29 protein-coding genes and 2 pseudogenes are annotated in these 23628 nt (G+C 74.0%); 19 read left to right on the top strand and 12 right to left on the bottom strand.

Annotated features, from left to right (window positions below; translation table 11 throughout):
• The first annotated feature begins 4 nt into the window (after window positions 1–4).
• The gene (locus AB0G08_RS21870; RefSeq protein ID WP_358090895.1) at window positions 5–961 is read left to right on the top strand and encodes a CoA ester lyase; all 957 of its coding nucleotides are present in this window, start codon (window positions 5–7) and stop codon (window positions 959–961) included.
• A 57-nt stretch (window positions 962–1018) separates the two neighbouring features.
• Here the strand turns inward: AB0G08_RS21870 and AB0G08_RS21875 are convergent, their stop codons facing one another.
• Complete coding sequence (locus tag AB0G08_RS21875) at window positions 1019–1555, bottom strand: DUF4190 domain-containing protein (RefSeq protein ID WP_358090898.1); 537 nt, start codon at window positions 1553–1555, stop codon at window positions 1019–1021.
• A 121-nt stretch (window positions 1556–1676) separates the two neighbouring features.
• Here AB0G08_RS21875 and AB0G08_RS21880 point away from each other — a divergent pair, with 121 nt between their 5' ends.
• A complete protein-coding gene (locus tag AB0G08_RS21880) occupies window positions 1677–2582 on the top strand; it encodes an SDR family NAD(P)-dependent oxidoreductase (protein ID WP_357875624.1) in 906 nt (301 codons plus the stop codon).
• 9 nt (window positions 2583–2591) lie between these two features.
• On the opposite strand, the gene AB0G08_RS21885 is transcribed toward AB0G08_RS21880, so the two are convergent.
• Entirely contained in the window at window positions 2592–3182 is a 591-nt protein-coding gene (locus AB0G08_RS21885; RefSeq protein WP_358090901.1) for a DUF4190 domain-containing protein, read from the bottom strand.
• Between the two features lie 172 nt (window positions 3183–3354).
• On the opposite strand from AB0G08_RS21885, the gene AB0G08_RS21890 reads away from it, so the two are divergent.
• A complete protein-coding gene (locus AB0G08_RS21890; protein ID WP_358090905.1) occupies window positions 3355–4551 on the top strand; it encodes an acyl-CoA dehydrogenase family protein in 1197 nt (398 codons plus the stop codon).
• 82 nt (window positions 4552–4633) lie between these two features.
• Here the strand turns inward: AB0G08_RS21890 and AB0G08_RS21895 are convergent, their stop codons facing one another.
• Together AB0G08_RS21895 and AB0G08_RS21900 are read right to left on the bottom strand one after the other, a co-directional pair.
• Window positions 4634–5041 (bottom strand): CoA-binding protein, encoded by a 408-nt coding sequence (locus tag AB0G08_RS21895; RefSeq protein WP_358090908.1) that lies wholly within the window; start codon window positions 5039–5041, stop codon window positions 4634–4636.
• A gap of 105 nt (window positions 5042–5146) precedes the next feature.
• On the bottom strand, window positions 5147–7225 hold the full coding sequence (locus tag AB0G08_RS21900; RefSeq protein ID WP_358090911.1) for an intein-containing Rv2578c family radical SAM protein: 2079 nt from the start codon (window positions 7223–7225) through the stop codon (window positions 5147–5149).
• Between the two features lie 92 nt (window positions 7226–7317).
• On the opposite strand from AB0G08_RS21900, the gene AB0G08_RS21905 reads away from it, so the two are divergent.
• A complete protein-coding gene (locus AB0G08_RS21905) occupies window positions 7318–7737 on the top strand; it encodes a DUF393 domain-containing protein (protein WP_358090914.1) in 420 nt (139 codons plus the stop codon).
• Here AB0G08_RS21905 and AB0G08_RS21910 read toward each other — a convergent pair.
• From AB0G08_RS21910 to trxA, 3 genes are all read right to left on the bottom strand, one after another.
• Entirely contained in the window at window positions 7701–8609 is a 909-nt protein-coding gene (locus AB0G08_RS21910; protein ID WP_358090917.1) for an HTTM domain-containing protein, read from the bottom strand. The genes AB0G08_RS21905 and AB0G08_RS21910 overlap by 37 nt on opposite strands.
• A complete protein-coding gene (locus AB0G08_RS21915; RefSeq protein WP_358090921.1) occupies window positions 8606–9046 on the bottom strand; it encodes a hypothetical protein in 441 nt (146 codons plus the stop codon). Before AB0G08_RS21915 ends, AB0G08_RS21910 begins: the two co-directional genes overlap by 4 nt.
• A gap of 164 nt (window positions 9047–9210) precedes the next feature.
• Window positions 9211–9573, bottom strand: a complete 363-nt coding sequence (trxA, locus tag AB0G08_RS21920) for a thioredoxin (protein ID WP_357875642.1) — start codon at window positions 9571–9573, stop codon at window positions 9211–9213.
• A gap of 549 nt (window positions 9574–10122) precedes the next feature.
• On the opposite strand from trxA, the gene AB0G08_RS21925 reads away from it, so the two are divergent.
• The 11 genes from AB0G08_RS21925 (at window position 10123) to AB0G08_RS21975 (ending at window position 19088) form a co-directional block, all read left to right on the top strand.
• Window positions 10123–10638: a MaoC family dehydratase gene (locus AB0G08_RS21925; protein WP_357875644.1), complete on the top strand. Its 516-nt coding sequence runs from the start codon at window positions 10123–10125 to the stop codon at window positions 10636–10638.
• 62 nt (window positions 10639–10700) lie between these two features.
• Window positions 10701–11228, top strand: coding sequence for a hypothetical protein (locus tag AB0G08_RS21930; protein WP_358090924.1), 528 nt, complete (start codon window positions 10701–10703; stop codon window positions 11226–11228).
• Between the two features lie 100 nt (window positions 11229–11328).
• Complete coding sequence (locus AB0G08_RS21935) at window positions 11329–11952, top strand: RNA methyltransferase (RefSeq protein WP_358090926.1); 624 nt, start codon at window positions 11329–11331, stop codon at window positions 11950–11952.
• 190 nt (window positions 11953–12142) lie between these two features.
• Window positions 12143–12844 (top strand): DUF6758 family protein, encoded by a 702-nt coding sequence (locus tag AB0G08_RS21940; RefSeq protein WP_358090929.1) that lies wholly within the window; start codon window positions 12143–12145, stop codon window positions 12842–12844.
• Window positions 12845–12977: 133 nt separating this feature from the next.
• Window positions 12978–13136: a hypothetical protein gene (locus AB0G08_RS21945; protein WP_007455302.1), complete on the top strand. Its 159-nt coding sequence runs from the start codon at window positions 12978–12980 to the stop codon at window positions 13134–13136.
• A 6-nt stretch (window positions 13137–13142) separates the two neighbouring features.
• A complete protein-coding gene (locus AB0G08_RS21950; protein WP_357875652.1) occupies window positions 13143–14018 on the top strand; it encodes a PH domain-containing protein in 876 nt (291 codons plus the stop codon).
• A gap of 102 nt (window positions 14019–14120) precedes the next feature.
• A complete protein-coding gene (locus AB0G08_RS21955; RefSeq protein ID WP_358090932.1) occupies window positions 14121–15239 on the top strand; it encodes a SigE family RNA polymerase sigma factor in 1119 nt (372 codons plus the stop codon).
• 56 nt (window positions 15240–15295) lie between these two features.
• Window positions 15296–16513 carry a hypothetical protein gene (locus AB0G08_RS21960; RefSeq protein WP_358090935.1) on the top strand — a complete coding sequence of 406 codons (1218 nt, stop codon included), beginning with the start codon at window positions 15296–15298 and terminating at the stop codon, window positions 16511–16513.
• 48 nt (window positions 16514–16561) lie between these two features.
• Window positions 16562–17428 (top strand): PHP domain-containing protein, encoded by an 867-nt coding sequence (locus AB0G08_RS21965; protein WP_358090938.1) that lies wholly within the window; start codon window positions 16562–16564, stop codon window positions 17426–17428.
• 40 nt (window positions 17429–17468) lie between these two features.
• Window positions 17469–18083, top strand: a complete 615-nt coding sequence (locus AB0G08_RS21970; protein ID WP_358090941.1) for a MarC family protein — start codon at window positions 17469–17471, stop codon at window positions 18081–18083.
• A 42-nt stretch (window positions 18084–18125) separates the two neighbouring features.
• Window positions 18126–19088, top strand: a complete 963-nt coding sequence (locus AB0G08_RS21975) for a PD-(D/E)XK nuclease family protein (protein ID WP_358090944.1) — start codon at window positions 18126–18128, stop codon at window positions 19086–19088.
• A 105-nt stretch (window positions 19089–19193) separates the two neighbouring features.
• Here AB0G08_RS21975 and AB0G08_RS21980 read toward each other — a convergent pair whose 3' ends face one another.
• Window positions 19194–20051 carry an oxygenase MpaB family protein gene (locus AB0G08_RS21980; RefSeq protein WP_358090947.1) on the bottom strand — a complete coding sequence of 286 codons (858 nt, stop codon included), beginning with the start codon at window positions 20049–20051 and terminating at the stop codon, window positions 19194–19196.
• A gap of 53 nt (window positions 20052–20104) precedes the next feature.
• A complete protein-coding gene (locus AB0G08_RS21985) occupies window positions 20105–20533 on the bottom strand; it encodes a Fur family transcriptional regulator (RefSeq protein ID WP_358090950.1) in 429 nt (142 codons plus the stop codon).
• A 229-nt stretch (window positions 20534–20762) separates the two neighbouring features.
• On the opposite strand from AB0G08_RS21985, the gene AB0G08_RS21990 reads away from it, so the two are divergent.
• Complete coding sequence (locus AB0G08_RS21990) at window positions 20763–21245, top strand: DUF2231 domain-containing protein (RefSeq protein ID WP_358090953.1); 483 nt, start codon at window positions 20763–20765, stop codon at window positions 21243–21245.
• A gap of 45 nt (window positions 21246–21290) precedes the next feature.
• Here AB0G08_RS21990 and AB0G08_RS21995 read toward each other — a convergent pair whose 3' ends face one another.
• Entirely contained in the window at window positions 21291–21629 is a 339-nt protein-coding gene (locus AB0G08_RS21995) for a hypothetical protein (RefSeq protein WP_358090956.1), read from the bottom strand.
• Between the two features lie 96 nt (window positions 21630–21725).
• Between AB0G08_RS21995 and AB0G08_RS22000 the strand changes: the two genes are divergently transcribed.
• Both AB0G08_RS22000 and AB0G08_RS22005 read left to right on the top strand, forming a co-directional pair.
• Complete coding sequence (locus AB0G08_RS22000; RefSeq protein WP_358090960.1) at window positions 21726–21920, top strand: hypothetical protein; 195 nt, start codon at window positions 21726–21728, stop codon at window positions 21918–21920.
• A 121-nt stretch (window positions 21921–22041) separates the two neighbouring features.
• Entirely contained in the window at window positions 22042–22299 is a 258-nt protein-coding gene (locus AB0G08_RS22005) for a hypothetical protein (RefSeq protein ID WP_358090966.1), read from the top strand.
• 14 nt (window positions 22300–22313) lie between these two features.
• Here the strand turns inward: AB0G08_RS22005 and AB0G08_RS22010 are convergent.
• Window positions 22314–22520, bottom strand: a pseudogene (locus AB0G08_RS22010) (FmdB family zinc ribbon protein); the annotation flags it as partial.
• Window positions 22517–23185 (bottom strand): 5-formyltetrahydrofolate cyclo-ligase, encoded by a 669-nt coding sequence (locus tag AB0G08_RS22015; RefSeq protein WP_358090963.1) that lies wholly within the window; start codon window positions 23183–23185, stop codon window positions 22517–22519. The pseudogene AB0G08_RS22010 and the gene AB0G08_RS22015, both read right to left, overlap by 4 nt.
• Before the next feature lie 85 nt (window positions 23186–23270).
• Here AB0G08_RS22015 and AB0G08_RS22020 point away from each other — a divergent pair.
• Window positions 23271–23628 (top strand): annotated as a pseudogene (locus AB0G08_RS22020) (diguanylate cyclase); the annotation flags it as partial.

The following is a 23628-nucleotide window of genomic DNA, read 5'->3' on the forward strand; positions in this document are numbered from 1 at the left end:
ATCCATGGCCGCAGTCGGTCGCCCCCGCCGGTCCTGCCTCGCGGTACCCGGCTCCAGCGTCAAGATGCTCGGCAAGGCCCAGGGGCTCCCGGCCGACCAGGTCTTCCTCGACCTGGAGGACGCGGTCGCCCCGCTGGCCAAGCCCGACGCCCGCAAGAACATCGTCGCGGCGCTCAACGAGGGCGACTGGTCGGGCAAGACCCGCGTCGTCCGGGTCAACGACCTGACCACGCCGTGGACCTACCGGGACGTCATCGACGTGGTGGAGGGGGCCGGCGCCAACCTCGACTGCGTGATGCTGCCGAAGGTGCAGAACGCGGCCCAGGTGCAGTGGCTCGACATGACGCTGACCCAGCTGGAGAAGACGCTCGGCCTGGAGGTCGGCCGGATCGGCATCGAGGCGCAGATCGAGAACGCCGCCGGCCTGGTCAACGTGGACGCCATCGCGGCCGCCTCGCCCCGGGTCGAGACCATCATCTTCGGCCCGGCCGACTTCATGGCCTCGATCAACATGAAGTCCCTGGTGGTCGGCGCGCTCATCCCGGACTACCCGGGCGACCCCTACCACTACATCCTCATGCGCATCCTGATGGCGGCCCGGATGCACGACAAGCAGGCCATCGACGGCCCGTTCCTGCAGATCCGCGACGTGGACGCGTTCCGCGAGGTGGCCAAGCGCTCGGCGGCGCTCGGCTTCGACGGCAAGTGGGTGCTGCACCCGGGCCAGCTCGACGCCGCGAACGAGGTCTACTCGCCGGCCCAGGCCGACTACGACCACGCCGAGCTGATCCTCGACGCCTACGAGCACTACACGTCGGAGGCGGGCGGCCGGCTCGGCGCGGTGATGCTCGGCGACGAGATGATCGACGAGGCGTCGCGCAAGATGGCCCTCGTGGTCGCGGCGAAGGGCCGGGCCGCGGGCATGACCCGCACCTCGTCCTTCACCCCGCCGGGGGAGTAGGCCCGTCCTTCCGACCATCCGTGCCGCCCCGGTCCACGCCGGGGCGGCACCGTCGGGTCAGTAGCCGGTGCCGCTGGTGTCGGCCTGGGTGATCGCGAAGACGATGATCGCCACGTAGAAGAGCATCACCAGCAGGTACAGGCCGGTGATGATCCAGCCGACGATGATGCCGGCCTTCGCCATGCCCTCGCCGCCCTCACCGGTCTGCCGGATCTGCTTCTGCGCGACGTGGCCGAGGATCGCGCCGATCGGCGCGGTGACGCAGGAGCCGATGCCGACCAGAGCGAGCACCATGGCGGCGATGGCGAGGCCGTTGGTCTTCTGCGGCGGGGCGTAGCCGTAGTTCGGGTAGGCCGGCGGGTAGGCGGCGGGGGCGGGCTGCCCGGAGGCCTGCTGCATCCCGGCGTACGGGTCGCCGCCCGCGTAAGGGTCCGCCGGGGCGTACGGGTCGGCCGGCGCGTACGGATCGGCGCCGGTGGGCTGGGTGGGGATGGGCTGACCGCTCACCGGGAGGGCGGGGTCGGCGGGTGGGCTCGACTGCTGGCCCGACCACGCCGGGTCGTTCCAGCCGCCGGAGGGCGGGGGATATGTCATTCGTCTGCTCCGTAGGGTGCGGGGTGCGCCCGTCAGGGTAGTCAGCCCTGCCCAAACCCCGTGGCGTCGCCACCGGGTGTGCCGCGTTGCCCGGGCCGGAGGAAGCGGGCAGGATCCTGGCATGGTGATTGACGCGCGAGCCGCGGACCGCTCCGGCAGCCGACCGAGACGGGACGCGAGCCGCCCCGGCGTGGCCCGGCGCACCCGCGCCGCCGCCCAGGCGGGCGCCGCCGGCACCGACGAGCCCGCGCCGCTGCCGGACCCGGTGACCATGCGGCTCGACGGGAAGGTCGCCCTGGTCACCGGCGCGGGCAGCCCGGACGGCATCGGGTACGCGACGGCCCGCCGGCTGACCGACCTCGGCGCCCGGGTGGCCATCGTCTCCACCACCCGACGCATCCACGAACGGGCCGGCGAGCTGGGCGTGACCGGCTTCGTCGCCGACCTCACCGACGAGTCGGAGGTGGGCGCGCTCGCCGACGCGGTCGCCGAGCAGCTCGGGGACGTGGAGGTGCTGGTCAACAACGCCGGCCTGGCCAGCCGGGCCAGCCCCGAGGTGCTGCGCCCGGTCGCCCAGCTCAGCTACGACGAGTGGCGCGGCGAGATCGACCGCAACCTCACCACGGCGTTCCTGTGCAGCCGCGCCTTCATCGGCGGCATGGCAGAGCGGGGCTGGGGCCGGATCGTCAACCTGGCGGCCACCGCCGGGCCGGTCAACGCGCTGCCCACCGAGGCGGCCTACGCGGCGGCCAAGGCGGGCGTGGTCGGGCTGACCCGGGCGCTGGCGATGGAGATGATCGCCGACGGGGTGACCGTCAACGCGGTCGCGCCGGGCACCATCCACACCGCGGCCTCCACCGTGGCGGAGATCAGGCAGGGCCTCGGCACCCCGGTCGGGCGCCCCGGCACCCCGGACGAGGTGGCCGCGGCGATCACCTTCCTCTGCTCGCCGGCCGCCTCGTACATCACGGGGCAGATGCTGGTGGTGGACGGCGGCAACAGCGTCCGGGAGGCCGAGTTCCGCTGATCCCCGGGCTCAGTAGGTGGGGTCGCTGTTGCCGGCGACGACGAACAGCGCGATCCAACCGCAGCAGGCCAGCACGCCGAGCCCGGTGATGACGTAGCTGAGGATGAGCCCCCACGTGGCGAGCTGGTCGCCCTCCTCGCCCGTCCTGCGGATCTGCCGCTTGGCCAGGTGCCCGAGCACGATGCCGGCCGGGGAGAAGACGAACGCGAAGACCAGCGAGAGGATGGCCAGCACGTTCGTCCCGCCGGGCCGGGGACCGGACGGCGGGCCGTACTGCCCGTAGGGCACCTGCGGGGTGTACGGGGGCTGGTGCGCCCACTGCTGGCCGTGCGGCTCGCCGGGGCGCTCGTAGCTGGGCTGCCCGTACGACGGCTGCTCGTGCGACGACTGCCCGTAGCCCGGCTGCTCGTAGCTGGGCGGCTCGTAGCCCGGCTGCTCGTAGCCCGGCTGCTCGTGGCCGGCTGGGCCGTACGACGGCGGTTCGGGGGCGGGCGGCTCCGAGGGTGGCTCGTACCGCGACGGGTCGTGCCCCGCCGGCGGCTCCCAGGGCGACGGCGGCCGGTCCGGATCGGGCGGCCCCGACGACGGTGGCTGGCTCACGGTCTTCTCCTGCCGGTGGCGGATCGCGTCCTCTTGCCGGACGCTACCCGCAGCGGTGAACCTTTTCACAGCGGTTGTGTGGACTGGTCACCTTGGCCTCGACCGCCGGGCGGCCAATACTGACCAAGCGTTCAGTTACCCATGAGTAAGGCGCGACCAACCGGAGGCTGAGATGGCCCGACTCGCCCAGACGCCCGGCCTGACCGATGTGCAGCGGTCGATCCTGGAAACCGTCCGGGAGTTCGCCGACAAGGAGATCATCCCGCACGCGCAGCGGCTGGAGCACGCCGACGAGTACCCGAGCGACATCCTCGACGGGATGCGCGAGATGGGCCTCTTCGGCCTCACCATCGACGAGGAGTACGGCGGGCTCGGCGAGTCCCTGCTCACCTACGCGCTGGTGGTGGAGGAGCTGTCGCGGGGCTGGATGTCGATCTCCGGCATCGTCAACACCCACTTCATCGTCGCGTACCTGATCTCCCAGCACGGCTCCGCCGAGCAGAAGGCCCGGCTGCTGCCGAGGATGGCCACCGGCGAGGTGCGCGGCGCCTTCTCGATGTCCGAGCCCGAGTGCGGCTCCGACGTCTCCGCGATCAAGTCGAGGGCCGTGCGCGACGGCGACCGGTACGTCATCGACGGCCAGAAGATGTGGCTGACCAACGGGGCGTACTCCTCCGTGGTGGCCACCCTGGTCAAGACCGACACCGGCGCCGACTCCGTCTACGGCAACATGAGCACCTTCCTGCTGGAGAAGGAGCCCGGCTTCGGCGAGACCGCCCCCGGCCTGACCATCCCCGGCAAGATCGACAAGATGGGCTACAAGGGCGTCGAGACCACCGAGATGGTGCTCGACGGGGTGACCGTCCCCGAGTCCGCCGTCCTCGGCGGCGCGGAGAAGGTCGGCCGCGGCTTCTACCAGATGATGGACGGCATCGAGGTCGGCCGCGTCAACGTGGCCGCCCGCGCCTGCGGCATCTCGATCCGCGCCTTCGAGCTCGCCGTCGCGTACGCCCAGCAGCGCCGCACCTTCGGCCAGCCGCTCGCGAAGCACCAGGCCATCGCGTTCAAGCTCGCCGAGATGGGCACCAAGATCGAGGCCGCCCACGCCCTCATGGTCAACGCCGCCCGCCTCAAGGACGCCGGCCAGCGCAACGACGTCGAGGCCGGCATGGCCAAGCTGCTCGCCTCGGAGTACTGCGCCGAGGTCGTCCAGGAGGCGTTCCGCATCCACGGCGGCTACGGCTACTCCAAGGAGTACGAGATCGAGCGGCTGATGCGCGAGGCCCCGTTCCTGCTCATCGGCGAGGGCACCTCGGAGATCCAGAAGACCATCATCTCCCGGGGCCTGCTCAAGGAGTACAAGCTCTGACGTCCCCGGCGGCACCGCCGTCCCCGTCCCCGCCGCCCGGGCGGCACCGGCACGTCGCCGGTGTCGCCCGCCGTACGCCCGCTCAGCCCAGTCGGGTCAGGCCGGCGGCGGCGCGCTCGACGATCAGGCAGCGGTCCTCGACGTAGTCGACGCCCGCCTCCGTGGCGATCCGCCGCGCCTCGGCCGAGACGATGCCGAGCTGCAACCAGACCGCCGGTGCGCCGATCGCCACCGCCTCGCGCACCACCTCGACCGCGTCCTCAGCCGGGCGGAAGACGTCGACCAGGTCCACCGGGTGCGGGATGTCGGCCAGGGACCGGTAGACCCGCTCGCCGAAGAGTTCGTCGGCCGTCGGGTTGACCGGGATGATCCGCCAGCCGTACCGCTGCATCTGCAACGGCACGCTGTGTGCGGCCTTGCGTGGGTCGCGGGACGCGCCCACGACGGCGATCACGGCGGAGTCGGCGAGGATCTGCTGAGCGGAGCGCACCCGCCGACTCTAACCCCGCCGCTCAGCCCCCGCCCGCGAGCGCGCGGCGCAGTCGGGCGTACTCCCGCGGCGTTTCCCGCCCGCCGGCAGCGTATCGGCGACCGTCTACAGGAGGGTGAGCTGCTCGGCGGCCGGCGGCACGGGCGCCGGGTCGGGCGGACGGCGGTCGTCGCCGCGCTCGCCCCGGTGCAGCCCGTGGCGGCGGGCCGCGATGCGTACCCGCGCCGTCAGCTCCCGCTGGTAGGACTGCGGGGCGTACGCGCCGGAGCGGTAGAGCTCGCGGTAGCGGGGAACCAGGTGCGGGAACTCGCGGCCGATCCAGCGCGCGTACCACTCCCGGGCCCCCGGCCGCAGGTGCAGCGCCAGCGGCGTCACGCTGGCCGCCCCGGCGGCGGCGATGGCCGCCACGGTCGCGTCGATCGAGGCGTCGTCGTCGCTGAGCCCGGGCAGGATCGGCGCCATCAGCACCCCCACGTCGAAGCCGGCGTCGGCCAGCGCCCGTACGGCGTCCAGCCGCCGCCTCGGGCTGGGGGTCCCGGGCTCGACGGCGCGCCAGAGCCGCTCGTCGACGAAGCCCACCGAGTACGACACGCCGACCCGGGTGACCTGGGCGGCCTGACGCAGCAGCGGCAGGTCCCGCAGGATCAGCGTGCCCTTGGTGAGGATCGAGAACGGGTTGGCGAAGTCGCGCAGCGCCGCGATGATCTGCGGCATGAGCTGGTAGCGCCCCTCGGCCCGCTGGTAGCAGTCGACGTTGGTGCCCATCGCGACGGGCGCGCCCCGCCAGCGCGGCGCGGCCAGTTCCCGCCGGACCAACTCACCGGCGTTGACCTTGACGATGATCTTCCGGTCGAAGTCCGCGCCCGTGTCGAGATCGAGGTAGGTGTGGGTGTTTCTCGCGAAACAGTTGTGGCTCACGACGCCGTCGGCGATGAAGTCGCCGGTGCCGGTCGTGATGTCCCAGAGGGGCAGTTCCAGCCCGAGGGGCTCGACACCGACCACCCGGAGCGCCGCCTGGCATTTCAGCGCCGCTCCGTCGATCGACCGCTTCCGGGTGATGGCCGGGTCGGTCAGGTGGAAGAACCGTAGCCGTTCGCGCAGTCCGCCGGTCAGCCGGATGTTCCGTACGCGGTTCGCGTGGCCTGGATCTTCGACCACGCTCGTAAAGCCGAAGTGGCTCAGCGCCGCCGACGTCTGGTCGAGGATCTTGTCGTTGCTGTTGCTGATCCGGAGAACGCCCCGGCTGCAACTGCCCTCGGCGTCGAAGATCCCGGCGAGGAAGCCCAGCCGCCAGTCGTCGGTGGGATCGTCGGGCCACCGCACCAGCGCGGTGATGGCCTCGATCGAGCGCTGCCGGGACGTCCGGATCGCGGAGATGGCTCGTCGCGTCGCACTTGCCGGGGTGTACGCGAAGCTGGCCGTCTCCACCCCGGCACTGTCGAGGAAGCGCTTCGTGCGACCCAGTGCCTCCTCGTCGGCGAGCGCCAGGCGGAACCGGTGCACCACCCCGTAGGAATAGCGGTAGGTGCCGAGGTTCGCGTCACCACGGATCATTCCGCAGAGGTAGCCCCGCCGGTAGTCGGCCGAGTCCTTCGGGCCCGTGGCGAAGCGGCCGGTGCCGATCAGGCGGTTGTTCGTCGTCAGATGGGGGCGTTGCCCCGCGCCGTTCATCGCGCCGGTCACGTGTTTCCAACCGCGGTCGGAGAGGAACCGGTGGTCGCCGCTGGCGATCAGCGTCGTGCCGTCCTCCAGGGTGACCCGGTAGGCCGGCTTCACCGTCGACCACCTGGCCAGGACCGTGGTGACGACGTAGCGACGGTAGGCACCACGGCGCCGGGTGCCGTAGATCCGGTCACCGATCTCCAGCTCGCTGATCGGCTTCGTGCGTCCGTCGGCCATGAGGATCGGCGTCTCGCCCGAGAGGCAGTAGACGCACGCATGCGAGCAGCCCCGGTAGGGGTTGATCGTCCACTCGAACGGGACGCGGGAGGCGCTGGGCACCCTGTTGATGATCGACTTGGCCTGCACCTCGTAGAACGTCATGCCGGCGAAGCCCGGCGTGTCGAAGGTGCGGGCGACCGCGCCAGGCAGCGCCAGCGGCAGGGGTGGTGTCGCTGGCGCTGCCCGGTCCGGGACCCCCTCGTCCGGGGGAGCGGCGAGGTTGTCCCAGCGCATGGCCATCATTCGAACACGCGTACGAGCGGAGCGCAAGCGACCCGCCGTGTTCCCGCCCACCTGGCCGCCCCGCCCACGGTCGGCGGGTGGAGGATGGGGGCATGGAGAGGTCGACGTTCGTCTACGACGGGGACTGCGCGTTCTGCACCCGGTGCGCCGAGTTCATCGACCGGCGCATCCCGACCGGGGTCCGCGTGGTGCCGTGGCAGTTCGCCGACCTCGACGCGCTGGGCCTGAGCGAGGCCGAGTGCGAGGAGGCGGTGCAGTGGGTGGGCGCCGACGGTTCCCGCGCGGCCGGTCCGGACGCCATCGCGCGGCTGCTCGGCGACAGCGGTCCGCTCTGGCGGGTCGCGGGCGCCGGCCTCCGGTTCCCCCCGGTGCGTGCCGTCGCGTGGCCCGCGTACCGCTGGGTGGCCCGCAACCGGCACCGGCTGCCCGGCGGCACGGCCGCCTGCGCGCTGCCCCAGGAGGCGCGGGAGCGCCTCTACGGACCGTCCGGTCGCCCGGCCGCGGACGCCTGACCCGCGAGTGCCGGCGCGGCGCCGGCGGGTGACCCGGTGTCCCGCCCCCGGCGGGCGAGCAGCCGGCGGGCCCAGACCACCGGCCGGACCCGCTCCAGCGGCAGGAAGCTGGTCATCGCGGCGAGGTGCGGGGCGAACGAGATCGTGATGGTCGCGATGGTGACCAGGTGGAACGAGTAGAAGAAGCCCACGGTGGCCAGTCGCCAGCGCTCCCTGAGCAGGAAGACCACCGGGCTGAGCAGCTCGAAGGCGACGATGCCGAACTGGGCGACGATCAGCAGGTACGGCACCGAGGCGATCACGTCGGCCAGCTCGGTGCCGCGCCGGATGATGGCCCTGGCCAGCACCGAGCCGGTGAGCCAGTCCAGCCCGCCGAAGCGCAGCTTCGCCCAGGCGGCCAGGAAGTACGTGCAGATGACGGCGATCTGGGTGACCCGCAGGGCCCAGCCGCCCGCCTCGGTGCGGGTGGCGTCGCCGTGCCGGGCCCGGCCGGCGGTGGGCAGCACGGCCAGCGCGACGAGCATGCCGAACCGGTCGTGGTCGACCTTGCCGTAGCTCATCGCGACGATCATCCACTCGAAGTAGAGCGCGAAGACCGTCCAGCCGAGCAGCCGGGGCGCCCGGCCGGTCGCGGCGAGCAGGGCGAGCAGCAGCAGGGCCCAGAAGAGCACGGCGACCAGCGTCGGGGTCGGCGTGGGCAGCGGCAGCAGCCGGCCGACCAGCAGCGGCTGGTAGAGCTCGCCGGGCACCGCCACCCGGGTACGCACCCAGGGGGTGAAGACGACCAGGTCGGCGGCGACGAAGAGGTAGATCAGCGTGCGGAAGGCGGCCACCCGGCCCCGGGGCACCGCCTCGGTCAACCAGCGGCTCATCGGTCCGCCCGCCAGGCCACCACGGTCTCGTCGGTCCAGCGGCCGGTGGGCCGCCCGTCGCGGATGCCGTGCCAGCGGACGACGATGCGGACCTCGACCAGCTCCGCCGCGCCCGGGTGGCGCTCGGCGTACGCGTCGGCGACCTCGGCGAGCAGCGCGGGGTCGGCGGCGTAGCGGTCCTGCTGGCCCTCGATCTCGGCCCGGCGGATGCCCGTGGCGCTCTCGCCCAGGTCGACGACCGTCCCGCCGCTGTCGACGCCCTCGACGCGGGTGTCCGGGGCGGGGGAGTTCGGCGGGTTGGACGTGGAGTACATCCGGAACGGGCCGAACGGGAAGTGGTCGTCGGTGCCCCAGACGGTACCGACCAGCAGGACGGCCAGACCGAGGGCGGTGGCGGCGAGTCGGGCGGCGCGACCGCGGGTGGTCAAGGTTTCCATCGGGTCGTGACGATACGGGATGTACCGCCCGGCCCGGGTCCCTCCGACGGTCACTTCCCGCTGGCCGGCGGGCCAGCGGAGCGGCCCTTCGCCCCCCTTTGCCGCCGCAGGTGTACGACGACGGCCGGGCCCGTCGGGGCCCGGCCGTCGTGGAGCGCTCCGGCTCAGTGGCTGTGGCCGGCCAGCTTCTTGCGGACGTCGTCCATGTCGAGCGCCTGGACCTGCTCGATCAGGTTCTCCAGGGCGGACTCGGGGAGGGCGCCGGGCTGGGCGAAGACGATGACGCCGTCGCGGATCGCCATGATGGTCGGGATCGAGCGGATGTCGAACTTGGCGGCCAGCTCCTGCTGCGCCTCGGTGTCGACCTTGCCGAACACGATCTCGGAGTGCTTGTCGGAGGAGCGCTCGTAGACCGGGGCGAACCGCTTGCACGGGCCGCACCAGTCGGCCCAGAAGTCGACCAGCACGATGCCGTCGCTGCCGGTCACCTCGTCGAAGTTTGCCGTGGTCAGCTCTACGGTTGCCATGAAAGTCTCCGATCGGCGCGGAATAGCTACGTCTGGTGGAACCAGGGCGTACCGCGTGGAATTCCCGACCCGCCCCCGCCGAAACGTGCTCGTCACGGCGTTGCGCTGGCCGCGCTTCCATCGATGAGGATTGTTCCCACTAGCCGTTGCGGTACGCAAGTGCATGACGCATTTGCGTGACCGGACGTGATGGGAGCGTTTCCAGGGAGATCGACACGATTGACCGGCAGGAATGAGCAATCAGGCGGTTGACAAGCGGCTATCCGGCGTGCGGAGGTCGCTGCGGCCCGGACGGTCGGACACGGAGAGTAGTGTTACGAAAAGGTAAATGTGACCTCCGTCTCTGTTCGATCCGCCTCTCCGTGCGGCAGAATCGTCCGCATCAGAGCGTGGGCGGCGGGTGCCGGGGAGGGCCCCGCCGCTCATTGCGTCTCCCCCCGGTTGTGGCGGGTGTGACATTCCCGCACGCCACGCGCCCCGCGCATCGCCTTAACACTCCATAAGGCATGCTGTGCCGAACTCCATCGCCGCCCGTCGAAGGGGACAAGGATGCAGTTCGGCCGCTACTACGAGGAGTTCGAGGTCGGCGCGGTCTACCGGCACTGGCCCGGCAAGACGGTGACCGAGTACGACGACCACCTCTTCTGCCTGCTCACCATGAACCACCACCCGCTGCACATGGATGCGCACTACGCCCAGACGGCGAGCCAGTTCAAGCGCAACGTGGTGGTCGGCAACTACATCTACTCCCTGCTGCTGGGCATGTCGGTGCCCGACGTCAGCGGCAAGGCCATCGCGAACCTCGAGGTCGAGTCCCTGCGGCACGTGGCGCCCACCTTCCACGGCGACACGATCTACGGCGAGACCACGGTCCTCGACAAGCGCGAGTCGTCCTCCAAGCCCGACCGGGGCGTGGTCTCCGTGGAGACCCGGGGCTACAACCAGGACGGCACCATGGTGTGCGTCTTCCGCCGCCGGGTGATGGTCCCGAAGAAGGAGTACGCGGCGACGACGGTGCCCGAGGGCGTAGATCCGGAGCGGCCGAGCTTCCCCGAGCCGCGCTGACCGACGGGCCCCTTCTCATCCGGGTTCCGGGTGGTAGGGGCCCTTTTTCCCATCCGGGGCATATGCTGGCGCCGGAGGTCCCCATGAGCCACTCCGTCGCCGGAGAGCCGTCCTCTGCCGGCCGCCGCGCCGCACCGCTGACCACCGCCGTCTACTCCGCCGCCGAGTGGGATCTGCTGACCAGCCTGCCCGGCCGCGTGATCGTGGCCGCCGCCGCGCCCGGCCCCGGACGGCCCCGCCCCGGAGTCGCCGCCGGGCTCGCCGGCCTGGACGCGGTCGCGGCCGGCCGGGCCTTCGACAGCGATCTCGTACGCGCCGTGGTCGCCACCATCTACGCCCGGCACGACGGGGCGACCGATTCCGCCGACCGCCTCGCCGACGTGGTGGACCTGCTCGCCGCCTGCCGGGCCGCCACCCGGGTGCTGCGGCGGCGCGCCGATCCCGCCGACTCGGCCGCGTACCGGCAGTGGGTGCAGTCGGTGGCGGCCCGGGTGTGCCGGGCGGCCACGGCCGGTGCCCCGGGACTGCCGCCGGCCCCCGCCGACCGCCGCTTCCTCGACCGGCTCGGCGACGCGCTGGGGCTGCGCTGAGCCGCCCCGGCCCACCGGGGTCGCTCCGGCCCGCCCGGACCGGTGCCCGCGCCGGGGTCGCGGCCCGGGGTGTGGCCTGCGGGCCGTACCCTGCGTGACCGTGACCGGAGACCAGCTCGACGTCGGCGTGGGACCGTGGCCCGGGGATCCGCCGGACGACCCGCGGTACGACCCCGAGCTGCTCGCCGAGGGCGACCGGCGCAACGTCGTCGACCGGTACCGCTACTGGCGGCGCGAGGCCGTGGTGGAAGACCTGGACCGGCGGCGGCACGACTTCCACGTGGCGATCGAGAACTGGCAGCACGACTTCAACATCGGCACGGTCGTCCGCAACGCCAACGCCTTCCTCGCCGCCGAGGTGCACGTCGTCGGCCGTCGGCGGTGGAACCGGCGCGGCGCCATGGTGACCGACCGCTACCAGCACGTCCGGCACCACGAGACCATTGAGGAGTTCGTGGCCTGGGCGGCCGGGCGGGAGCTGCCGGTCGTCGGCATCGACAACCTGCCCGGCTCCCGGCCGCTGGAGACCGCCACCCTGCCCCGGCGCTGCGTCCTGCTGTTCGGGCAGGAGGGCCCGGGTCTCTCCGACCCGGCGCGTGCCGCCTGCGACCAGCTCTTCTCCATCGCCCAGTACGGCTCCACCCGGTCGATCAACGCCGGCGTGGCCAGCGGCATCGCCATGCACGCCTGGATCCGCGCGCACGCCGGGCCGCCGCCGGGCTGAACGGACCCGATGCGGTCCGCCCGACGCGCGCGGCGGTATGGGTGTCGCACGCCGGACCCGGTGGGTCAGGCGTGGCCGGTGGCGCGGCGGCACCGTTGAACGGGCCCGGTGCGCCGGCTGTGCGACGCCGTCCGGCGGCACCGAAACCGGCGCTCCGCTTGACGGGGCGGCGCGACGGGGCGACGGTGGGATGGTGAGTGTCGCGGTGAGTTGCCCGAAATGTGGTGGGCCGGTGCGGGCGCCGGACCTGATGCACACCGAGTCGCGCTGCCTGGACTGTGGGCCGGTGCCCCCGCTGCGGGTGCCCGAGCACATCGGGGCGGAGATCGTGGCCAGCGTCGTGGAGCGGATCTCCGCCGCGGCCGACCCGCCGGCCCGGCCGAGGACGCCGCTGTGGTGCCCCTGGCCGCTGCCGACGGGCTGGACCATGACCGGCGTGGCGTACGCGGGCGACGACCGCACCGGGGTGCGTGCCACGGCGGTCGCCTGCGCCGGACCGGAGCCGCTCGGCGGCGGTCCCGCGGACCTGGTCTTCGTGGCCGAGGAGCCGGGCGTCGGTTTGGGCACCCGGTTCGCGGGGCTGGCCGGCCCGGACCCGGGCCCGGAACTCGCGCAGGCGTTGACCGATCCCGGGCCGGGGCATCCGGAGCACGTCGGGCAGGCCAGGATCAAGGTGGCCGGTCATCCCACTCCACTGTGGCTCGTGAACTCGCCGACGGATCGAAGCGCGTACGCCGGCGAGGCTCGGGGATTGTGGCTCCATGCGATAGCCTGGCCGGCGAGTGCGGGACACCTGCTCGCGGAAGACGTCGTGCTGCACGACCTGACCGAGTGGACACCGCCCGAACTCGTGTACGGCGCACCGTCTCCGTATCTGCACGGGAAGGCTTGACGGGCCTCAGGGCTTGACAGGCGTCCCGGAATGTCGGAGAACGGACGCAGATATTCACTGTACGACACCACACTGATACTCTGGGTGCCGCTGCGGTAATGGGACCCGGCGCCGCGCGAGAGGATGGCCCGCCATGGTCAAGAAGGTCCTCACCTGGGCCGGAATCGCATTCTTGATCTTCTTCGTCGCATACCGGCCAAATTCTGCGGCGGACGTGTTCAAGTCACTGGGCGGCGGAATCATGGACATCGCCCAGGGGTTCGGCGACTTCTTCACCAGCCTCGTCGCCTAGCCGCCGATGGGAAACCCCTCCGGTCCACCCTTCGATCCCGACGATCCCGATCGGGAGCGCCGGGAGCGAGACACGGAGCCGATCCCCCGGCTCGGCCCCGACGACGGGCCGGGCTACGGCACCGGTCCGGGCCTCTCCGACGGCCCCTCCCTTTCGGACGACGCCGGCTTCGGCGACGGCCCGGCGTACGCCGGGGAGGGGCGGTCCGGTCGGGCCTGGGTCCGTGACCCGGAGGCCGGCTACCAGCCGCCGCAGATCTCCGAGGACGAGCTGGCCGGTCTGCGGGCCGACGCCGCCGGCATGGCGCCGCGCCGGGTGCTGCCGTTGGAGGACGAGCCCAGCTCCCTGGTGGCGCGCTACCTCTTCCCGACCGAGCGCTACCGGGGCGAGTGGAAGCGGCACTGGATCCACCTCTCCACCCCGCTGCTGGTCGGCATCGCCGCGACCTTCGTGCTCGGCTACCTCTCCGGCTTCCTCGCCGGGCAGGACGTGGGCGCGCTCACCACGATCGCGGTGCTGCTCTGGTTCGCCGTGATGGGGTGGGTGGCCTGGAAGGTCGCCGACTGGTGGTACGACCGCTTCATCCTGACCAACAAGCGGGTGATGGTCGTCAACGGCATCATCACCCGGCGGGTCGCGATGATGCCGCTGGTGCGGGTCACCGACATGAAGTACGAGCAGACCCCGACCGGCCGGGCGCTCAACTACGGCACGTTCGTGCTGGAGTCCGCCGGCCAGGAGCAGGCGCTGCGCGAGATCAAGAACCTGCCCAACCCGAACGAGCTCTACCTGCGCGTCGTCGAGGAGATGTACGAGCCGCAGGCGGTCGAGGCGCGGCTGGGCAAGGAGGCCGACGAGGCCAAGGCCGACGACGGGGCGTGAAACTTTTCGTCCGAACATCGGAGGAACTGCGCACCATTCGCCGTCGCTTCGACCACCCCGGGCATGGCAACCTGCCAGGGGAACGGGGTGCGGAGGTGGCTGGTGGCGAGCAGGGATCCCTTGGAGGAGGAGTTCCGCGACTTCGTCGCGGCCCGCTCCAGCGCTCTGCTGCGCACCGCCTACCTGCTCAGCGGGGACTGGGCCACCGCCGAGGACCTGTTGCAGACCGCGTTGACCAAGACGTACCTGGCCTGGAGGCGGCTCGGCGGGATCGAGGCGATCGAGCCGTACGCCCGCCGGGTCATGATCAACACATCGACCAGTTGGTGGCGTCGGCGCTGGCACGGTGAACGCCCCACCGAGGTGCTGCCGGAGCGGGCCGGGGTCGACGAGATCGAGCAGCAGCTCGACCGGGACCTGCTCTGGCGCCACCTGAGCGCGCTGCCCAGCCGGCAGCGGGCGGTGCTCGTGCTGCGCTTCTACGAGGACATGTCCGAGGCCCAGACCGCCGCCCTGCTCGGCATCTCGCCGGGCACGGTCAAGAGCCAGACCTCGCGCGCCCTGGGCACCCTGCGTCGCCGGATGGGCGCCGAGGCCGCCCTCGATCTGCCGACCGGGGCCGACCCGACCCCGGCGCCCCCGGGGGCCGACGGCACCGCCCGGTCCGCCCAGGGCGGCGCCGGTCGATCCACTCCCGCCCACGGCGACCGATCCACTCCCGCCCACGGCGACCGATCCACTCCCGCCCACGGCGACCGGCCCGCTCCCGCGCCCGGCGGCGTGCCGGTCAGCCCGTCGGCGGCCTACCGGGCGCCGACGATGGTGGTGGGCGAGGACGCGGCGGCCGTGGTCGCGGCGACGAACGCCCCGCCGCCGGTCGTCGCGCCAGCCACGGCGGGCAGGCCGGACGGCGCCACCGCCGCCGTCCCGCACCGGTCGGGCACCGCCGTCCCGCGCAGGTCGGGGAGCGCCGGCACCGCCGTCCCGGGCGGTCCCGCGGCCGAGCTGCCGGCGCAGCCAGCCCCCGTGGCGGCCACCGTGCCGGCCACGGACGCCGGGCGTGCCATCTCGGCCGCCGAGCCGGCGGACGAGTCGGCGGGCGACCCGGTGCCCGTGGCCTCGGGCGCGCGGGCCGGCGTCGGGGCGGGGCCGCGTAACGGCCGCGACGAGCGACGCGGCCGGCAGGACGCCTACCCGGCCGGCGCCGGAGAGCACCGGTGAGCCGTCCGGTGGGCCGTGGTGACAACCGGACCGACGGCCCGACGCGTCCATTCGCCGTGACCGAGGACGAGCTGGAGCAGGCGGTACGGGAGACGTTCGCCCGCCGGGTGGCCGTCGCGCGCCCGCTCGTCGCCGACCCGGCGGGACTCGCGATCCGGCGGGCCGACCGGTCCCGGCGCCGGCGGACGCTGACCGGAATCGCCCTCGCCGCGGTGGCCACCGTGACGGTCAGCGCCGGGATGGCGCAGCTGGGGCAGCAGCCCGGACGGCCCACCCATCCCACGGTGGTGCTCGGTGACCCGTACGCCTCGCCACTGCCGGACCCGGCCCCGCAGCTGTCGGCCGCCCCGCGGCCCGACCCGGGTCGGGGCGAGGTGGACCTCGTCCTCAGCGACGTGCTGGTCACCGCGAGCGGGCAGCGGATCGCCCTGCCCGACGTGGGCACGGCCGCCGAGCGCGCCCAGCGGCTCCCCGAGGGGGCCGGCTGGGCGGTGGTGGGCGCGTCGACGGCGGCCGGCCGCTCGCTGTGGATCGTGTTGCCGAACGGCGCGGCACACCTGCTGCTGGCCGGGGCCCGGGAGATCGTCCTCAGCCCGGACGGGCGGCAGGTCGCCTGGCGGGAGGGGGCGGACCTGGTCGTCGCTGGCATCGTCGGCGGCCAGGTCGTGGCCGTGGCTCGCACGCCGTCGCCGCCCGGCGCGGTGCCGGTCGGTTTCGCCGGGGACACCGTCGTGGTCCGCCTGGACCCGGGCCGGCCCGGGCACGCCCTGTGGCGCCCGGCGGCGGGCCCGCCGCGCGGCGCGGGTGACAAGGCCCTGCACGTCTACGGCACCCGCCCCGACGGGCTGGCGGTCGCGCTGGTGTCCGCCGGCACCCCCCGCCGGCCCTGCGTCGCCCTGCTCGACCCGGCCCGGGACCTCGCGCCCGTGCGGACGGGCTGCGGGCCCGCGCTGGCCGGCGACGGGGCCGGCGGGGTCTCCGCCGACGGGCGGTGGCTGCTGGCCAACGGGAAGGCGGGCCCGCAGGACCGCGCGGTGCTGGTCGACCTGGACCGGCTCGCCCCCGCACCGGCGACCCACCCGGCCGGTCCGCCCGTGGCCGGGCCGGTGGCCTGGACGCCGCAGGGGACGGTCCACTACTCCGACGCGGCCGGCGCCCTGGTGCGGATCGAGGTGAGCCGGGCGCTCGACGGCGAGGCGGCCCGCTCCGCGCCCGTGGACGGCCTGCCCGCCGGGGCACGCCCGGTGCCGGTGGGCGGCGACCGCCGTTCCTGACCGCGCCCGCGTGTCCGGGGCGGGCCGCCGGCCGGTAGCGTCGGGCCGATGAGCGCGGCACCCCGGATCGACCTGCACACCCACTCCACGGCCAGCGACGGCACGCTCAGCCCGGCCGAGCTGGTGCGGGCGGCGGCGGAGTCGGGGCTGGACGTCGTGGCGATCACCGACCACGACACCACGGCCGGCTGGGCGCCCGCCCTGGAGGCGCTGCCGGCCGGGCTCAGCCTGGTGCGGGGCGCGGAGCTCTCCTGCCGGTGGTACGGCGAGGAGCCGGCGCTGCCGCTGCACCTGCTGGCGTACCTGTTCGATCCGGACGCCCCGGAACTCGTCGCGGAACTGGCCCGGGTGCGGGCCGCCCGGGAGGAGCGGGGCGAGCGGATCGTGGCGCTGCTGCGGGCCGACGGGATCGACGTGAGCTGGCCGGAGATCCTGACCGGCGCGGGCGGCGGGACCGTGGGCCGGCCGCACATCGCGCAGGCGCTGATCCGGGCCGGCCTGGTGGCCACCACCACGGAGGCGTTCGGGCCGGACTGGCTGGGCGAGCGCTACCGGCTGCCCAAGGAGGACATCGACGTCTTCCGCGCGGTCCGGCTCGTCCGCGCGGCGGGCGGCGTGCCGGTCTTCGCCCACCCCCGGGCCACCCGGCGGGGGCGGATCGCGCCCGACGAGCTGATCGCCGACCTGGCCGCCGTCGGGCTGGCGGGGCTGGAGGCCGACCACGAGGACCACTCCCCGGCCGAGCGCGCCCACGTCCGGGCCCTGGCCGACGAGCTGGGCCTGGTGGTGACCGGCTCGTCGGACTTCCACGGCACGCACAAGACCGTCCGGCTCGGGGCGTTCACCACCGACCCCGGGGCGTATGAGCGGATCGTCGCCGAGGCGCGCGGGGTGACCGAGGTCGCTTCCGGCTGATCCGCGTTTCCGCCCCCGGCGGCGCGGCTACGTTGATCACGTGGATGCCAAGCTGTTCGGCGAGGTCTTCGTGACCCTGCTGGTGATCGTCGACCCACCGGGCATGATGCCCATCTTCCTGGCGCTGACCGGCCCGTTGACGGCGCGGGACCGCAACCGGGCGGCCTGGCAGGCCGTCGCCCTGGCGCTGGGCGTGATCGTGATCTTCGCGGTGGCGGGGCAGACGCTGCTCGACTACCTGCACGTGGACCTGCCGGCCCTCCAGGCCGCCGGCGGGTTGCTGCTCATCCTGGTCGCGCTGGAGCTGCTGACCGGCAAGGCCGACGACCCGAGCCAGCAGGTCACCTCGAACATCGCCCTGGTGCCGCTGGGCACGCCGCTGCTGGCCGGTCCCGGCGCCATCGTGGCCACCATGCTCTTCGTCCAGCAGGCCGACGGCGGGGCGGACGTCACGGCCATCGCCGCCGCGATCGTGGCCGTGATGGTCACCGTCTGGATCGTGCTCCGCTTCTCCGGCGGGATCGTCAAGATCCTGCGGCCCGGCGGGATCGAGGTGCTGACCCGGATCGCCGGCCTGCTGCTGGCCGCGATCGCGGTGCAGCTCATCGCGGACGCGGTGGCCGCGTTCGTGACCCAGTACGCCAACATGACCTGACCGGCGACCGGTTTCGTCGGGGGCGGATGGCAGGATCGCGGTGTGCGACGAGCCTCTTCAGCCGGACGGTCCTCCACCAGCGGCGGCCGGGCGCCCCGGCCGCGCGGTGACCAGCCCGAGCAGCTCGGCTTCGAGGGCATGCCGGAGCGGCTCTTCGTCTGCACCCCCAGCAAACTGGGCGCCTACGCCGACTGCCCCCGGCGCTACCGCTACTCCTACGTAGACCGTCCGGCCCCGCAGAAGGGCCCGCCGTGGGCGCACAACTCCCTCGGCGCGAGCGTGCACACCGCCCTGAAGAACTGGTACGCCCTGAGCCCCGAGCGGCGCCGGCCCGAGGCCCTCGCCGCGCTGCTCAAGGGCACCTGGGTGCGCGAGGGCTACCGCGACGACGAGCAGGAGCGGGCGGCCTACCGGCGGGCCCTGGGCTGGCTGGAGTCCTACGTCGAAACCCTGGAGCCCGGGGTCGACCCGCTCGGCGTGGAGCGGGTGGTGGCGGTCAAGACCGCCGTGCTGGCCTTCAACGGCCGGGCGGACCGGATCGACTCCCGTCCCGGGCCCGACGGTCCCGAGCTGGTGATCGTCGACTACAAGACGGGCCGCACCGGGCTGGACGCCGACGACGCGCGCGGCTCGCAGGCGCTGGCGCTCTACGCGTACGCCGCCGAGCGGGTGTTCCGCCGGCCGTGCCGCCGGGTGGAGCTGCACCACCTGCCGACCGGCACGGTGGCCGCGCACGAGCACACCGTGGAGTCGCTGGCCCGTCAGCTCACCCGGGCGGAGGAGACCGCCCGCGACATCATGGCCGCCGAGCGGGCGGTCGCCGACGGGGACGACCCCGACGAGGCGTTCCCGACCACGCCGGGCCCGCGCTGCGGCTGGTGCGACTACCGGCGCACCTGCCCCGTGGGGGCGCAGGCGCCGGGCAAGGAGCCGTGGGCGGCCGTCGAGCGCGTGACCGACCCGGGGGTCGAGCGGGCGACCGAACCGGTGCCCGGCAAGAACTGACAGCCCCGCACGCCCCCACCCGGCCAAGCCTGACCGCCCCCGCACGTCCCGCCCGGGCACGACCGACCGCCCCGGGCCCGGGTGGCAGCCGGCACGGCCGTGCGGTCAGGCCGGCGTGCCGGTGAGCCGGGCGGCACGTTCCTTCGCGGCCTGCTGCAACGGCCCCTCCCGCCAGCGGCGGGGCACCGCGGCGAGGGTCAGCCGCAGCGCCCGGACGCTCAGGTCGGCGGAGAACGCGGTCGTGGGCAGGCCCAGCCCGCCGTACATGCGCCGGGCCCAGGCCGGTAGCAGCGCGAGCGCGGTGCCGGCGATGCCGAAGTACGCCCAGCGGGGCGGCCCGAGGTTGAGCCCGATGCGGGCGGGCAGGCTGAGCTTCCACGGGATCGGCGGCGCGGTGAGGAAGAGTGCCGTCTCGGCCGCCTCGCGGGTCATCCGCAGCTGCGGACGGATCTGCCGGTAGTAGTCGGCCACCTCGGCGGCGGTGCCCGGGACGGTCTCCGGGTCGAGGCCGACCAGGGCGGCGGAGCGCCGCTGCTCGGTGTAGTAGGCGTCGATCTCGTCGGCGGTCAGCGGCAGCCCGGCCCGCCGGGCCGTGTCGAGGAACGACTCGACCTCGGTGACGTGCACCCAGCGCAGCAGCTCGGGGTCGTCGACGCGGAACTCCTCCCCGGTGAACAGGTCGGTGGCCCGCAGGCGGGCGTGCCGGCGGCGCACCCGGAGCCCGGCGGCCTCCGCCTCGGCGGTGGTGCCGTAGATGGTGGTGCCGACGTAGGTGGCGGTGCGCACCAGCCGGCCCCAGGCGTCGGAGCGGTAGTTGCTGTTCTGCGCGACCCCGGCCATGGCCCGGGGATGCAGCGACTGAAGGTAGAGCGAACGCAGGCCGGCGACGATCAGGATCGGCTCCTCGTGCACCTTCCACGTGACCGAACCCGGACCGAAGAGACCGAGGTCATCGGAGTCCACCGACCAAGCGTGCCACGCCCCGCCACCGGGTGCCGGCGGAGAGCGGCCGGCCGTCAGTCGTCGGCGGAGCGGCGGGCCTGGCAGGTGGGGCAGAGGCCCCAGAACGTCACTTCCGCCTCGTCGACCTCGAACCCGTGGGCGATGTCCGGGTCCAGGCAGGGCGCGCTGCCGACCGCGCAGTCGATGTCGGCGATCTCGCCGCAGCCCCGGCAGACGACGTGGTGGTGGTTGTCCCCGGCCCGGGCCTCGTAGCGGGCGGGGCTGCCCGCCGGCTCGATGCGGCGGGACAGCCCGGCCCGGGACAGCGCGCCGAGCACGTCGTAGACCGCCTGGGTGGAGACCGAGTCGAGGCGCTCGCGGACCCGGCGGGTGATCTCGTCGACCTCGAGGTGACCGCCGGCGGCCAGCACGTCGAGCACGGCGAGGCGCGGCCGGGTGACCCGCAGGCCCCTCGACCGGAGCAGTTCCTCGCCACCGGGCATGTGCCAATGACAGCACGCGGGTCGGGGACCGACAACCGGCCTCCGGAAGAGGGTGGCGCCGGCCACAGCCAGCTCGCCCGACTGGGCCGAGGAGCGCGGCGGGCATCGTCGCCGAGCGGTGGTGAACCGGACCGCTTCCGGGCGCGTGTAGTGGATCGAGACGACCTGGGCGGGTCGACCGGCGCACCGTACGCTGGCAATCCGCAACCGCGTACCGCCGGAGGTGTGGATGTTCAAGGAGATCCTGGGTCTGCCGGCCCACGTGCTGGTGGTGCACGCGGTCGTCGTCCTCGTGCCGCTGCTGGCCCTGCTCTCCGCCGCGTACGTGGCGCTGCCCCGGTTCCGGTCGCGGCTGGACTGGGCGGTGGCGCTCCTCGCCGTGGCGGCGCCGGTGTCGGCCTTCGTCGCGGTCGAGTCGGGGGAGGAGCTGACCGACGCGTTCGTCGCCCGGGGCATGCAGGGCCCGATCCTGGAGCAGATCCTCGCGCACTCGCGCTACGGCGACGTCCTGTTCCGCTGGGTGCTGCCGCTGGCCGTGGCGACGCTGCTGCTGCTCGTGGCGACGAGCGGGCACCGGCGGGTGCCGAAGCTGCCGGCCTGGGTGACCCCGGTGCTGTCGGTCGCGGTGGTGGCGCTCGGCGTCGTCAGCATCGTCTACGTCTACCTGACCGGGCACTCCGGGGCCGAGACCGTCTGGGGCAACACCCTCTGACAGCCTCCCGCCGCTCGCGGCGGCCCGTCGGCGGCCGGCACCGGGTCAGAACACGAGCCGGGAGCAGAGCACGCAGACGAGGACCACCAGCACCACGCCGGCCACGGTCCCCACGCCGTACGTGAGCCGCTGCGCCCGCTGCTCCGCTGCGTCGATCTCCGCCATGTCCTGCGGCGGCAGTCGCCGGGGCGGTGGCGGGCGCAGGTGCACCGGTGGGCGCCACCCGGCCGGTGGCGGGGTGGTCGCGGGCGGGCCCGCGTAGCCGCTCCCCCGCGCCGGGGGCGGCGCGGCCGGCCCCGCCGGCGCGCCCGTGGGCCGCTCGGGCGGGGTGTCGGGCCGCCGCCAGTACTCGTCCGGGGGGCCGCCGGAGGTGGGGGTCGTCACGCCGTCCGACGCTACCAACGCCCCGGCCCGCCGGCCGGCCGGACGCGGCGCCCCGGCGGTTCGTCGCCGGTCCCGCCGGTGGCGGCTGCGCTAGTCTTGCCGCTCGTGAGCATTCCCGAGGACCCGGGCACGGCGGCGGTACGCGGCGACGACGACCGCACCGTCGACCTCAGCGACGACTTCCTGGTGCTGCCCGAGCAGACCGCCGACGACACCGACCGGGGCTGGGGCGAGCGCTCCGGCGGCAACGACGACTGGCTGCTCGCGGAGCGCCCTCCGCACTGGGACTGACCGGGCCCACTGCCGCGCGGCGCGGACGCGCCGCCCTGTGGACGACCTTGGCGCCCTGTGGACGACGCGGCTGGCCCGAGGGCCGGCCCCGGGTCGGGGCGGGTCCTCGGGCCGCGGCGGCGTGGCTCAGGAGGCGCTGGCGGTGCTGGCGGCCGGGGTCTTGCCCCCGCCGCCGGTGGAGCCGCCCCCGCTCGACGACGAGGACGAGCCCGACGAGGACGAGCTCGACGAGGACGAGCTCGACGAGGACGAGCTCGACGACGACGAGCCGCCGGACGAGCCGGAGTCGCCGCCCGAGGACGAGTCGGACTTCGCCGGCTTGGCGGCGGCGCCGCCCTTCGCGCCGTCCGAGCCGGACGAGCGCGAGTCCGTGCGGTAGAAGCCCGAGCCCTTGAACACGATGCCGACGGAGTTGAAGACCTTCCGCAGCCGCCCCTCACACGCCGGGCACTCGGTCAGCGGCGCGTCGGAGAAGGACTGCACCGCCTCGAGCTGGTGGCCGCACGCGGTGCAGGCGTACTGGTACGTGGGCACGTTCTCCTCCGGATCTGGCCACGGCCGGTTGGCACTCGACGTATTCGAGTGCCAATGGTGCGTCATCGCCCCCGGATTCGTCCAGCGGAAGTGTGGGGCGCGACACCCGCCGCGCCGTCCGGGGCGGCGTCCAGCGTACGCAGCCCGTCGGCGGGCGTGACGACCGCGCGTACCGGCCGGTCGTGCGGCTCGGCGGGAAGCGCCTCCACCAGCTCGCCGTCGTGCAGCGGGACCACGGTCGGCGTGGACGCCGGCACCCGGGCCAGCGCCCGGTCGTACGAGCCGCCGCCCCGGCCCAGCCGCACCCCCCGGCGGTCCACCGCCAGCGCCGGCAGCACCACCAGCTGCGCCCCGGCGACCGCCGCCCGCCCCAGTCGTGGCCCCGCCGGCTCGCGCATCCCCCGCCCGGCGGCCACCAGCCCCTTCGGCCCGCTCCAGGCCGCCCAGTCCAGGTCGAGGTCGTCGCGGAGCACCGGCAGCAGCAGCTCCCCGCCCGGCGGCAGCGCCGCGTGCAGCACCGCCGGCAGGTCGGGCCCGCCCGGCTCGGAGCCGACCGGCACGTACGCCGTCATCCGCAGCGGACGCAGCCGGCGTACGAGAGCCACCAGCTCGGCCTGGACGCGCCCGGCGGCGGCGGCCCGCTGCGGCGCGGTCAGCGCCCGGCGGCGGGCGAGCAGGACGGCCCGCACATCCCGCTTGGCACCTTCCGCTCCATCAGAAAAATCAGGCACGCAACACTCCTGACGCAACGCTCGCCGACTGGTGGCTCTGTGTCAGCATCGCAAGCAACGGCGGCGGAACTTCCGGGGGGACCGAGTGACGCTACGCGGGCGGTTGACCACAGCCTTCCTGGCGGTGGCGCTCGGCCCGGTGGTGCTCGGGGTGATGTTCGTCGGGGCGACCGTGGCGGCGGTCGACTCGAGCCGCTCCACCGAGCGGCTAGCGGTGGCCGCCGCGACCGTGCGCACCTCCGTCGACGCCCTCTGCCAGCAGCTGCGGGCCGCCGCCGACGCCGTCGCCCTGACCAGCGACCGGCCGGCCGCCGCGAGCCAGGTGGTCCGCCGCGGCCTGGCCGCCGCCGTGCGGGTCACCGACGTCACCGGCCGGGTCACCTACGCGACGCCCGGCGGCCCCGCGGCCGTTCGCAGGGGACCGAGAGCACCAGCGGCAGGGG

It is taken from the genome of Micromonospora sp. NPDC023644 (genome assembly GCF_040640115.1).
In the GTDB taxonomy this organism is placed as follows: domain Bacteria; phylum Actinomycetota; class Actinomycetes; order Mycobacteriales; family Micromonosporaceae; genus Micromonospora.